The organism is Collinsella sp. wc0583 (assembly GCF_046116915.1).
GTDB lineage: Bacteria > Actinomycetota > Coriobacteriia > Coriobacteriales > Coriobacteriaceae > Collinsella.
In genome coordinates, this window is record NZ_JBJXBN010000005.1 from 159,614 (window position 1) to 172,248 (window position 12,635).

The 12,635-nt window shown below is 60.2% G+C and carries 12 protein-coding genes; all 12 read left to right on the forward strand.

Annotated elements, in window-relative coordinates; all coding sequences use genetic code 11:
• The first annotated feature begins 6 nt into the window (after positions 1-6).
• Positions 7-1,344, forward strand: a complete 1,338-nt coding sequence (gene trmFO, locus ACKUUJ_RS05905) for a methylenetetrahydrofolate--tRNA-(uracil(54)-C(5))-methyltransferase (FADH(2)-oxidizing) TrmFO (protein ID WP_409064980.1) — start codon at positions 7-9, stop codon at positions 1,342-1,344.
• A gap of 8 nt (positions 1,345-1,352) precedes the next feature.
• Positions 1,353-2,261: a tyrosine recombinase gene (locus tag ACKUUJ_RS05910; RefSeq protein ID WP_409065027.1), complete on the forward strand. Its 909-nt coding sequence runs from the start codon at positions 1,353-1,355 to the stop codon at positions 2,259-2,261.
• 217 nt (positions 2,262-2,478) lie between these two features.
• The gene (rpsB, locus tag ACKUUJ_RS05915) at positions 2,479-3,207 is read left to right on the forward strand and encodes a 30S ribosomal protein S2 (RefSeq protein ID WP_409064981.1); all 729 of its coding nucleotides are present in this window, start codon (positions 2,479-2,481) and stop codon (positions 3,205-3,207) included.
• A 45-nt stretch (positions 3,208-3,252) separates the two neighbouring features.
• Positions 3,253-4,122, forward strand: coding sequence for a translation elongation factor Ts (gene tsf, locus ACKUUJ_RS05920; protein WP_409064982.1), 870 nt, complete (start codon positions 3,253-3,255; stop codon positions 4,120-4,122).
• A 117-nt stretch (positions 4,123-4,239) separates the two neighbouring features.
• Positions 4,240-4,962, forward strand: coding sequence for a UMP kinase (pyrH, locus tag ACKUUJ_RS05925; RefSeq protein WP_409064983.1), 723 nt, complete (start codon positions 4,240-4,242; stop codon positions 4,960-4,962).
• Between the two features lie 2 nt (positions 4,963-4,964).
• Positions 4,965-5,501, forward strand: coding sequence for a ribosome recycling factor (gene frr, locus ACKUUJ_RS05930; protein WP_347478512.1), 537 nt, complete (start codon positions 4,965-4,967; stop codon positions 5,499-5,501).
• A 1-nt stretch (position 5,502) separates the two neighbouring features.
• Positions 5,503-6,297 (forward strand): isoprenyl transferase, encoded by a 795-nt coding sequence (locus tag ACKUUJ_RS05935; protein WP_409064984.1) that lies wholly within the window; start codon positions 5,503-5,505, stop codon positions 6,295-6,297.
• Between the two features lie 2 nt (positions 6,298-6,299).
• The gene (locus ACKUUJ_RS05940) at positions 6,300-7,175 is read left to right on the forward strand and encodes a phosphatidate cytidylyltransferase (protein ID WP_409064985.1); all 876 of its coding nucleotides are present in this window, start codon (positions 6,300-6,302) and stop codon (positions 7,173-7,175) included.
• Positions 7,175-8,362, forward strand: coding sequence for a 1-deoxy-D-xylulose-5-phosphate reductoisomerase (gene dxr, locus ACKUUJ_RS05945; RefSeq protein WP_409064986.1), 1,188 nt, complete (start codon positions 7,175-7,177; stop codon positions 8,360-8,362). The genes ACKUUJ_RS05940 and dxr overlap by 1 nt, the downstream gene beginning before the upstream one ends.
• A gap of 23 nt (positions 8,363-8,385) precedes the next feature.
• Entirely contained in the window at positions 8,386-9,747 is a 1,362-nt protein-coding gene (locus ACKUUJ_RS05950; RefSeq protein ID WP_409064987.1) for a M50 family metallopeptidase, read from the forward strand.
• Between the two features lie 19 nt (positions 9,748-9,766).
• Positions 9,767-10,843 (forward strand): flavodoxin-dependent (E)-4-hydroxy-3-methylbut-2-enyl-diphosphate synthase, encoded by a 1,077-nt coding sequence (ispG, locus tag ACKUUJ_RS05955; protein ID WP_409065028.1) that lies wholly within the window; start codon positions 9,767-9,769, stop codon positions 10,841-10,843.
• A complete protein-coding gene (locus ACKUUJ_RS05960; RefSeq protein ID WP_368238421.1) occupies positions 10,844-12,565 on the forward strand; it encodes a proline--tRNA ligase in 1,722 nt (573 codons plus the stop codon). It abuts the gene before it with no gap.
• Positions 12,566-12,635 lie beyond the last annotated feature (70 nt).

Genomic DNA, 12,635 nt, shown 5'->3' on the forward strand with positions numbered 1-12,635 from the left:
TTGCAGATGCTGTTTGATCAGGTGACGGTTATCGGTGGCGGTCTGGCGGGATCGGAATGCGCGATTCAGCTGGCAGATCGCGGGTTCGCCGTAAAGCTGTGCGAGATGCGCCCGCAGGTGAGCTCTCCTGCCCACCATACCGATCACTTGGCGGAACTCGTCTGCTCCAATTCGTTTAAGTCGACCCGTCCCGATTCCGCCGCCGGCCTGCTGAAGGCCGAGCTCGAGCGCATGGGTTCGGTGCTGCTCGATTGCGCTCATCGCGCGGCCGTTCCCGCTGGCGGCGCCCTGGCGGTCGACCGCGTCAAGTTTTCCGAGCTCGTCGAGGCCGAGGTTGCCGCCCGCCCCAATATCGAGGTCGTCCACGGTGAGGTCACCCAGATCCCCGAGGGCCATGTGGTTATCGCCGCGGGCCCCTTGTGCTCGCCGGCATTGAGCGAGGAGGTCATGAAGCTCGTCGGCGGTGACGCCCTGGCGTTCTTTGACGCGGCCGCACCGATCGTCGATGCCTCGACGCTCGATATGGACGTTCTGTTCTCGCAGTCGCGCTACGAGGAACAGGGGAGCGGCGACTATCTGAATGCCCCGCTCAACAAGGAAGAGTACGAGGCCTTTATCGAGGCGCTCACCACGGCCGATCGCGTGGTGCTCAAGGATTTTGAGGGCGGGGACCTGTTCCAAGCCTGCCAGCCTGCCGAGGAGGTTGCGCGCACGGGCAAGGATGCCATCCGCTTTGGTGCCATGAAGCCCGTCGGGCTCACCGACCCGCGCACCGGTCGCCGTCCCTGGGCGGCGATTCAGCTGCGCGCCGAGAACAAGGAGAAGACCGCCTATAACCTGGTTGGCTTCCAGACCAACCTGACCTTCGGCGAACAGAAGCGCGTCTTCCATATGGTTCCCGGCCTGGAGAACGCTGAGTTCTTCCGCTACGGCGTCATGCACCGTAACACCTTTGTCGATGCGCCGCACGTGCTCGATGGCACCTTTGCCGTGCCCGGCACGAGCGTGCGTCTTGCCGGCCAGATTACCGGTACCGAGGGGTACATGGAGGCCGTGGCGACGGGTCTGCTCGCCGCGCTCAATACCTATGCCGAGGCTATCGGTGTCGTGGGCGTCGAGCTGCCGCGTGTGGGCGCCCTGGGCGCACTCGTGGGCTATGCGACCGATCCGGCTACGGTGGGCTACCAGCCCATGCACGTTAACTTTGGCCTCGTACCGCCGCTCGAGGACGGCAAGCGTCGCAGCAAGCGCGATCGCTACCAGGCCTACGCGGATCGCGCCCTCAAGGCCTTGGATGCCTATCTGGAAACGCGCTCCGATCTGTTTGGAGGCGAGAGGTCATAGCTTTTGACCTGTACGATGCCGTTGACTCGTTCATTGCCTACATTGCACGTGTCGAAGGGCTCGCCCCCAATACGGTAACCGCCTACGCCTCGCGACTCGAGCGCTTCGCCGCGTGGTGCGAACGCGAGGACGTCGACGCACGCGCCGCCGACGTACGGACCGTTCGTTCCTATTTGGCCGAGCTGTCGCGTGGCCAGGTGGCGGCTCGGACCCTTGCGGCGCATCTGTCTGCCATTCGCTCGCTCTATCGGTGGATGGCTGCCGAGGGAATCGTTGAGGGCGATGCGGTCTCGGCGATATCCTCGCCCAAACTGCCGCGCGATCTTCCCAGTGTGCTGACGACCCGGCAAGTCGAGTCGTTGCTCAAGGCCCCCGACATCTCGACGCCTGCGGGGCTGCGCGATGCGGCGATGCTCGAGCTGCTCTATGCCTCCGGCGCGCGAATCTCCGAGCTCGCGGCGCTCAACGTGGAGTCCATTGCTTGGTCCGAGCGAACGTTGCGACTTTGGGGCAAGGGGAGCAAGGAGCGTATCGTGCCCCTCTATCGGCGCGCTCTCGAGGCGACTCGCCGCTATATCGAGGAGGGGAGGCCACATCTCCTTGTGCAGGCAAAGCGTGTCGATAGTGCGAACGGCGTGCATCCGCTGTTTATCTCGGCGCGCGGAAACCGCATGAGTGCCGCCATGCTGAGGAGGCGGTTCCACATGCTTGCGGCACTTGCCGGCATTCCTGCCGACATCGCCCCGCATGCGATGCGCCACACCTTTGCGACCGACCTGCTCGAGGGCGGCGCGGATCTGCGCTCGGTTCAGGAGCTGCTGGGGCATGCGAGCTTGTCCACGACGCAGATCTATACGCACCTCACGCCCGACCGACTCAAGCGCGCCGTGAGTCAGGCACACCCCCGCGGCGAGTAGGAGAAGGGCCTCCCGCGCGCACCGAGGTGTGTGGTTTTGATTGCGGGTTGGCAGGAAGAGGCAATCCTGCTATCATTCATCGGGTTGCTTCACGGCAACAGGTTTTTATCACGCACGCGCGGCTACTTCATACCGTGGTGCCCGGGCTTTGGTAGCACATGTCCGGGTTGGTTTTGGAGGATGACCCCGCGCGGAGGCAAACCACAGGAGGTTTAATATGGCTACCAAGATTAATATCCGCACCCTGCTCGAGGCCGGCTGCCACTTCGGTCACCAGACCCGTCGCTGGAACCCCAAGATGAAGCCGTACATCTTCGGTGAGCGCAACGGCATCTACATCCTCGACCTCAAGCAGACCATCCTTGACGCCGATCAGGCCTACACCTTCGTCAAGAACGTCGCCAAGGGCGGCAACGTGCTGTTCGTCGGCACCAAGAAGCAGGCTCAGGAGGCCGTTAAGAACGCCGCTGAGCGCGCCAACATGCCTTACATCAACCAGCGTTGGCTCGGCGGCATGCTGACCAACTTCGTCACCATCCGCTCCCGCATCAACCGCATGGAGGAGCTCGAGGCCATGGTCGAGGACGGTCGCATGGCAGTGCTGCCCAAGAAGGAGCAGGCAGTGCTCGGCAAGGAGCTCGCTAAGCTCCAGACCAACCTCGGTGGCGCCCGCGACATGAAGGGTCTGCCCCAGGCTCTCTTCGTCATCGACACCAAGCGCGAGGAGAACGCCATCAAGGAGGCCCAGCGCCTGAACATCCCCGTCGTCGCCCTGATCGACACCAACTCCGATCCCGACGAGGTCGAGTACGGCATCCCCTGCAACGATGACGCCATCTCCGCTGTCACCCTTATGTGCGAGCTCATGGCCGACGCCTGCCTCGCTGGCTCCGGCAAGGAGCAGGTCTCCGAGGCCGAGATGGCCGCCGAGCCCAAGGCCGAGTAAATCAGTCCTATTTAAGTCTTTTTCATCTCTTTGAAAGGAACCACAATGGCCCAGATTACTGCCGCTATGGTCAAGCAGCTCCGCGAGATGACCGACTCCCCGATGATGGAGTGCAAGAAGGCTCTCGTCGAGGCTGACGGCGACATGGACGCCGCTGTCGACGTTCTGCGCAAGAACGGCCTCGCCAAGGCTGCCAAGAAGGCTGGCCGTGAGACCAACGAGGGCGCTGTCGCCGCGTTCGTCTCCGAGGATGGCAAGACCGGCGCTCTGCTCGAGCTCTCCTGCGAGACCGACTTCGTCGGCTCCAACGCCAAGTTCACCGGCTTTGCTTCCAAGGTCGCTGAGGTTGTCGCCACCACCGAGCCGGCTGACGTCGACGCTCTGCTCGAGAAGCCGATGGGCGAGGAGACCGTTTCCTCCGAGCTTACCGAGATGATTCACATCATGGGCGAGAATATGAAGATTTCTCGTTTCGCCGCCCGCAAGGTCGAGAACGGCGCTCTCGCTTCTTACATCCACATGGGTGGTAAGATCGGCGTCCTCGTCGAGTTCGCTTTCGAGAAGGCCGAGACCGCTCAGGCAGAGTCCTTCAAGACCTTTGCTCACGACGTCGCCCTTCAGGTTGCCGCCGTCGCCCCGATCTGCGCTACCCGCGATCAGGTTCCGGCCGAGACCGTCGAGCACGAGAAGCAGATCTACATGGCTCAGGCTGCCGAGTCCGGCAAGCCCGAGGCTATCCAGGAGAAGATGGCTGTTGGCCGTCTGGAGAAGTTCTACAAGCAGTCCGTGCTCACCGAGCAGGAGTTCATCAAGGACAGCTCCCTCACCATCAAGAAGTACGCTGAGCAGGTCTCCAAGGAGCTCGGTGACACCATTACCGTCGTTGCGTTCGACCGTCTGGTCCGTGGCGAGTAAATAAGCTCTTGTAGCTGGTAATGAGCAGGCTGTGGGTTTTACTCACAGCCTGCTTTTTCATGGCTCTTATCAGAGCCTTTGCTATCATATTGAGAGTCTAATTAAAGGAGGATCGCTTTGTCCGACATCCGATATAAACGCGTGCTTCTTAAGCTTTCCGGCGAAGCACTGATGGGCGACGGTCAATATGGCATCGACCCTAAGGTTACCGACCATCTTGCCAAGCAGGTCAAGGAGCTGCTCGCCGTTGGCCATGAGGTCGGCGTCGTTGTCGGCGGCGGCAACATTTTCCGTGGCATGGCCGGCGCTGCCGGTGGCATGGATCGCGCCCAGGCCGACTACATGGGCATGCTTGCAACCGTAATGAATGCGCTCGCCCTGCAGGATGCCTTCGAGCATAACGATGTTCCCTGCCGCGTGATGAGCGCTATCCAGATGAACGAGATCTGCGAGCCCTATATTCGCCGTCGCGCCATCAACCACCTTTCCAAGGGCAATGTCGTTATTTTTGCCGCCGGTTCGGGCAATCCGTACTTTACGACTGACACCGCCGCGGCTCTTCGTGCCTGCGAGATCGGTGCCGAGATTCTGATTAAGGCCACCAAGGTTGACGGCATCTACGACAAGGATCCCGTCAAGTGTGCCGATGCCGTCCGTTTTGACAAGATTACCTATCACGAGGTTCTCGTCCGCGGTCTGCAGGTTATGGATTCCACGGCTACGGCACTGTGCCAGGATAACCGTATGCCGATTTTGGTCCTCAACATCGATGGCGAGGACACCGTCAAGCGCGCGCTTTCGGGTGAGCCCGTCGGCACGCTCGTCTATCAGGAGGATTAAGCATGGCAGAGAACATCACCGCCCACATGGACAAGTCGCTCGAGTCCCTCAAGCACAACTTCTCCAAGGTTCGCACGGGCCGCGCCAACGCTAACATTCTGTCCGACATTTCGGTCGATTACTACGGTGTTCCCACGCCGGTTACCCAGGTTGCCGCCGTTAAGACCCCCGAGGCTCACATGCTGCTTATCGAGCCCTGGGACAAGGCGCTCGTCAACGCAATCGTGAAGGCTATCAGCGCTTCCGATCTGGGCATTACTCCCAACTCTGACGGTACCGTCGTGCGCCTGCCGTTCCCGGCTCCCACCGAGGAGCGTCGTCGCGAGCTCGTCAAGGAGTGCCGCGAGTATGCCGAGCAGGCCAAGGTCTCCATTCGCAACATCCGTCGCGACTTTAACAACAAGCTCGAGCGCGACGAAGAGCTCACCGAGGACGATGTCCGTCGCGAGCAGGCCAAGGTCCAGAAGTATACCGATGAGTATGTTGCCAAGGTTGAGGAGCTTCTGAAGGAAAAAGAAGCCGAGGTCATGGAGATCTAAGGTGCAATACGACGAGAAAAAACTGGTCGAGTACTTTGCCGACGCCCCTGCGGGCGTCGGTTTTTCCGACCTTGACCTCAATAAGATTCCGCATCATATTTCGTGCATCATGGACGGTAACGGTCGCTGGGCCACGGCGCGCGGTCTTGCCCGCACCGAGGGACACAAGGCCGGTATCGTCTCCCTGCGCGAGATCATTACCGCATGCGTGCGTTTGGGCGTCGACGTCCTTTCGGCCTATGCGTTTTCCACCGAAAACTGGAATCGTCCGCAGCATGAGGTCAACGTTTTAATGCATCTGTTTGCTAAGACGTTTATCGATGAGCTGCCGCTGCTTAAGCGCGAAAACGTGCGCGTTGTCTTTTTGGGCGATATTTCCGCACTGCCCAAGAAGACCCGCGATGTCTTTGAGCGAGGTCTTGCCGAGTGTGCCGACCATACCGGCATGACGCTGGCACTTGCCGTCAACTACGGAGCCCGTGCCGAGATCACCCGTGCTGTCCGTCAGATCGCGCTCGATGCCGCTGCCGGAAAGATCGATCCGGCCGCTATCGACGATGATATGGTTGCTTCGCACCTGTATACCGCTGGGCTACCCGATCCGGAGCTTGTGATTCGAACCTCCGGCGAGCTTCGCCTTTCGAACTATCTGCTGTGGCAGGTTGCCTATTCCGAGTTTTATTTCACCGATACCTATTGGCCCGACTTTGATCGTTGGGGTCTTGTCAACGCCATTTTGGCCTATCAGGGCCGCGACCGTAGGTTTGGTGGACTGAGCAAGACCGAGGAGGCTTAATCGTGTCCGATCGTCCCAAGGCGTCAACTCCCAAGGCGCCTTCCGCCAAGAGCGGCGCGGCTGCGACTTCGTGGTTGGCCGGCTTTATTACCCGCGCCGCCGCAGGTATCGTCTACGCTGTCGTATTTATTCTCTGCCTGGTTTTGGGTATCGTTCCCACTGCCATCTTCGTCTCCGTCATGAGCGGCCTGTGCTGCTATGAGTTTTTCCGCATGACGAAGCTCGATGGCAAGGTGGCCAATGAGCGCCTGGGTATCGCTGCCGCCGTGCTCTTTCCGCTCTCGGCGTTGGGCGACTCGCTGCTGTTGAATGCCCTGCTTTTTGCTCTGATGCTTGCGGTGGGTATTTGGTATGTCTGTTCGTCGCGTACCCGCATATCCGATGTGGCTGTGACACTCATGGGTCCCATCTACACCGGTTTTATGCTGTCGGCCATCGTGCTGCTGCGCGATGCCGTGCCCGGTTTTGCCGGCGCCCTGCTTTCGGTGGGTGTTTGCGCGTCTCTCTGGGTCTCCGATTCGTTTGCCTACATCGTGGGCAGCCGTATCGGCAAGCACAAGATGGTCCCCAAGATCTCTCCCAAAAAGAGCTGGGAGGGCTTTGTCGGCGGCATCTTGGGCTCGGTTCTCATCTGGCTCATTTTGTGGGCGACGCATTTCTATAAGCTGAGCTTGCCCTATGCGCTGCTGTGCGGCGTGGTCGTGTCCATCCTGGGCGTTATCGGCGACCTCATCGAGTCACGCATCAAGCGTGGCGTGGGCGTCAAGGATTCCGGCAATCTGATTCCTGGCCACGGCGGCATGCTCGACCGAAGCGACTCGCTTATCTTTGGCTGCATTACCGCGCAGCTGCTTTTGATGATCGGAGGCGTGCTGTAATGGCGTTTCAGACGACGTACGGCCCCGATGGGCGTCTGCGGGTTGCAATTTTGGGTTGTACAGGCTCTATCGGCACCCAGGCGCTCGATGTTTGCCGTCAACATGCCGACCGTCTGCAGGTGACGGCGCTTTCCGTTAATTCCAGTACCGCTGAGCTCGTTGCGTTTGCCCGTGAGTTTTCGGTTCCGGCTGTTGCCGTGGCCGATGCTGCCCACGGTGCGGACGCTGTACTGCAGGAGCTGCCCGAGGGCACGGAGCTTGGTGTTGGTGCGCAGGCGGTTTGTGAGCTCGCACGTCGCGATGATGTCGACTGTGTGCTTGTTGCTATTGTGGGCGCCGCCGGTCTCGAAGCGAGCCATGCTGCCCTGACCTCGAACAAGCGTCTTGCACTTGCTAACAAGGAGTCCCTCGTTGTCGGTGGCGACCTGCTGATGCCGTTGGCGCAGCCGGGTCAGCTTATCCCGGTTGATTCCGAGCACTCTGCCATCTACCAGTGCTATCTGGGGGAGAATCCGCGCGAGGCTCACTGCATTTGGCTCACTTGCTCGGGTGGTCCGTTCTTTGGCCGTACGCGCGACGAGCTCAATCGCGTGACACGCGCCGATGCGCTGGCACATCCCACGTGGGCCATGGGCGCTAAGATCACCATCGATTCCGCTACTCTTATGAACAAGGGCCTGGAGCGTATCGAGGCGATGCATCTGTTCGGTTGCGACCTAGACTTTATCAACGTGGTCGTTCAGCGTCAGTCAAAGATTCATTCTATGGTCGAGTTTGCCGACGGCTCCGTGATGGCGCATCTCGGTGCGTCCGATATGCGCATTCCCATCCAGTTTGCCTTTTCGTATCCTGAGCGTTGGGATACTCCGGCGCCTCGAATCGATTTTCGTGAGTTGGGGCAGCTTACCTTCGATGCGGCCGACATGGAGACGTTCCGTTGCCTCGCGCTTGCCGAGCGTGCGGGCAAAACGGGCGGCACCATGCCGTGTGTGCTGAATGCCGCCAACGAAGTTGCCGTCGATGCCTTCCTGCACGATGCCTGTACGTTTACCGATATCGACCGTATCGTGGAATCGTGCATGGACGCACACGATACGCAGGTGGTCGCATCGTTTGACCAGCTTCGCGATGTCGATACGTGGGCTCGCGCCAAGGCCGCCGAGGTGCTCGCTGCAACCCGCTCTTAATCGTTAGGATTGCTTTTCGTTTTATGGATACTGTTCTGAGCGTTCTCTCCTCGGTCTTTTGGGGCCTTTTGATGCTATCCGTCCTCGTGTTTCTGCATGAGGGCGGCCACTTTTTGGCGGCCCGTGCGTGCGGCGTGCGCGTCACTGAGTTTTTCTTGGGCCTGCCGTGCCGCTTTGACATTCATCATACGTCGCGTCGCATCGGTACCAAGTTTGGCGTGACGCCGCTGCTGCTGGGTGGTTATGCCGCTATCTGCGGTATGGACCCGACCGATGTCTCGTGCGCCGACTGTGTGCTTGCGGCAATCTATCGTCATGGTCGCGTTTCGGTTGCAGACCTTTCCGTCGAGCTGGAGCTGCCCGAGGAGGACGTTCTCGAGGCTTGTGCCTTGCTTTTGGGCTGGGGTTCCATTGCGCCTTGGTACGAGGAAGGGGAGAAGCCTTCACCCAGCTACTATCCGGTTAGGTACCAGACGCTGCCGCGCGACGCTGCAGGATATACCACCTTTGACGGCCGTCGGTTCGATCGAGAGCATGCGACTGCCGAGGGCGATGTGTGGGAGCTGCCGGTCGCCGCTTCGGAGTTTCTTGAGCAGGAGCGTTCGCATACCTATCTGGGCCAGGGTTTTCTCAAGCGTGCCTTTATGCTGCTCGCGGGCATTCTCGTCAATATCCTGACGGCTTTTTTGCTGCTTATGAGCATCTACTCTATCGCCGGCGTATCGGTGCCGGTCGATAGCAATGTGATTGGTCAGGTCGAAGAAGGCTCGATAGCCGCCAAGGCGGGTATCGAGGCCGGCGACACGATTCTTAGTGTCGATGGCGTGTCGTGCTCCAGCTGGATGGATGTGTATGATGCCATCGGCAAGGCTGCCGGTCAGGACGATATCGCCATTGAGTACCAGCGCGACGGCAAGAAATTTATGACCTCTGTTGCGCTCAAGGAGGACGAGCGTTTGGGCGTTTATGCCTCCACGCAAGTGGTCCATTTGGACCCCATTACGTCGGCGCGCTTGTCGTTCTCCTATGTTCAGCAGACTGCTGAGGGCGTGCTGCGCCTGCTGCAGCCGCAGCATACGATGGAGATACTCGATCAGTCCTCCTCGATTGTGGGCATCAGCGTCATGTCTTCTCAGGCGGCGGCAGCCGGCCCTGCGACGTTCTTGACGTTTGCCGCGCTCATCTCGTTTTCGCTGGGCTTTATGAACCTGCTGCCCATTCCGCCGCTCGACGGGGGAAAGCTGGTTATCGAGATCATCCAAAAGGTCGCCGGTCGCGAGTTGCCGCTTAAGGTGCAGACGATCGTGAGCTATGTCGGCATCGCGCTCTTTGCGCTGCTGTTTGTCTATATGCTTCGTTCCGACGTCCTTCGATTTATTTTGTAGGGGAGTGTTTGGATTGTCTTTGTCTCATCCTTTGCCGCGCGAGCTGACGCGCCCCGTTTTTGTGGGCGACGTGCAGATAGGCGGCGGCGCTCCGGTTGTGGTTCAGTCCATGACCTGCACCGATACCGCTGACGCCCAGGCGACGCTTGCGCAAGTGCGCGCGCTTGCCCAGGCGGGTTGTGATGTTGTGCGCGTGAGCGTGCCCACCGAGGCTGCGCTCGAGGGCTTTCGCATGATTTGTGCGGAGTCTCCGGTGCCGATTGTTGCCGATATTCACTTTAACCATAAGCTCGCCATTGGTGCCGTTGAGGCCGGTGCTGCCAAGCTGCGCATCAATCCCGGCAACATCGGCGATTGGGCCAAGGTCGATGCCGTGATCGATGCCGCGGGTGCCGCTGGGTGCGCGATTCGCATTGGCGTGAACGCGGGTTCGCTTGAGCAGGATATCGCCGAACGCGATGACCTTTCGCAGCCCGAAAAGCTCGTAATGTCGAGCGAGCGTTTCGTCAAACATTTTGAGGACCGCGGTTTTACCAATATCGTTCTTTCCGCCAAGGCTCATAGCGTGTCCACGACGCTTGACACCTATCGTGCCCTGTCGCGCGAAATCCCCCATGTTCCGCTTCATTTGGGCGTGACTGAGGCCGGAACTAAGCTCCAGGGCACCATTAAGAGCTCTGTGGGCCTGGGTATTCTGCTTTCTGAGGGCATTGGCGATACTATGCGCGTCTCGCTTACGGCCGATCCGGTCGAGGAGCCGCCTGTCGCCTGGGGAATTTTGCAGTCGCTGGGTCTGCGTCGCCGTGGTCCCGAGATTGTCTCGTGCCCCACGTGCGCTCGCTGCCAGGTCAACCTGATTCCCATCGCTGAGGAGGTCACCGAGCGGCTTAAGAACTACTCCGCGCCGCTTTCGATCGCCGTGATGGGATGTGCGGTCAATGGCCCCGGCGAGGCTTCTGATGCCGACTTGGGCGTTGCCTGCGGACGAGGTCAGGGCCTGCTCTTTTCGCACGGCCAGATCATTGGTAAAGTAGCTGAGGACCAAATTGTCGACGCGCTTATGGCCGAGGTCGACAAGCTTATTGAGGAGAAATAAATGACTCGAGCAATGTATATGTCTAAGCTGTATGCTCCGACGCTCAAAGAGGATCCGGCCGACGCCGAGCTTGCGAGCCATCGCCTGCTGCTTCGTGCCGGCATGATTCGCAAGGAGGCCGCCGGTCTCTATTCCTATCTGCCGCTTGCTTGGCGCTCGATTCGCAAGATCGAGAACATCGTGCGCGACGAGATGGACGCTGCCGGCGCCCAGGAGCTCATGATGCCCATCATGGTCGATGCCGAGCTGTGGCGTGAGTCCGGCCGTATCGATGCCTATGGCAAGGAGCTCGTGCGCTTTGATGACCGCCACGGACGCGAGTTCGTGCTCGGTCCCACGCACGAGGAGACCGTGACTGCCCTGGTGCGCAACGAGCTGCGTTCCTACAAGCAGCTGCCGGTGAATCTCTATCACATCCAGGATAAATTTCGCGACGAGTTCCGTCCCCGCTTTGGCCTGATGCGCGGTCGCGAGTTCATCATGAAGGACGCCTACAGTTTCTCTGCCACGCAGGAGAGCCTGCAGGAGGAGTACGACAAGATGAAGCAGGCCTACGCCAACATCTGCGAGCGCTGCTACATCAAGGCCCTGCCCGTTGTCGCCGACTCCGGTGAGATCGGCGGCGATACCTCCGTCGAGTACATGGCGCTGGCCGACGCCGGCGAGGCTTCGCTGGTCTACTGCGACGATTGCGGCTTTGCTGCCGATGACGAGGCTGCAAGCACCAAGGTCGTTGTGACCGAGGGCCCCGGCGACGGCACACTCACCAAGGTCAAGACTCCGGGCATGGGCACCATCGAGGCTGTTGCCAAGTTCTTTGGGTTCCCCGAGAACGGCACGCGCAAGTCCCTGGCTCTCATTGACGCCGAGGGTAAGCCGGTTGTGGCTATCGTTCCGGGCGATCACGAGCTCAACGACTGCAAGGCTGAGCACGTCTTTGGCAAGGGCTATCGCATGATGACCGATGAGGAGCTCCAGACCTACGGTCTGCATAAGGGCTTTATCGGACCGGTTAACCTACCCGAGGGTATTCGCCTGGTCTGCGATGAGAGCCTGCGTGAGTCCAAGCAGTGGGCCTGCGGTGCCAACGAGGTCGATTATCACTTTACCGGCGCCTGCCCCGAGCGCGACTTTACCGTCGACGAGTGGGCCGACCTGGTGACCGTCGTTGCCGGCGATCCCTGCCCGCACTGCGGTAAGCCGCTCTCCGCTGCCCGCGGTATCGAGGTCTCTCAGGTCTTCCAGCTGGGCACTAAGTATTCCGAGGCCATGGGCGCCACCTTTATGGACGAGGATGGCAAGGAGAAGCCGCTCATCATGGGCTGCTACGGCGTTGGTGTGTCCCGCTCGCTTGCTGCGGTCGTGGAGCAGCACAACGACGAGCACGGTATCGTATGGCCGGTCTCCGTTGCCCCGTACGAGGTCGCGGTGATTCCGCTCGACCCCAAGAAGGAGGAGTGCGCTACCGTCTGCGACCAAATCGTCGAGGGTCTGTGCGCCGAGGGTATCGAGGTTGTCGTCGATGACCGTGACGAGCGTCCCGGCTTTAAGTTTGCCGACAACGACCTTATGGGCTTCCCGTATCAGGTCGTTCTGGGCAAGCGCGGCCTCAAGAATGGCACGGTGGAGCTCAAGGACCGTGCTACCGGCGAGCGTGAGGACGTGGCGATTGACGAGGTCGTCGCCAAGGTTGCCGAGCTGGTGAAGGCAGCACGCCGTTAATCTACGATTTCGCTTGTAGTTCGATATGCGGGACGGCCTCGCATTTCTCCAGATTGGGGAGATGCGAGGC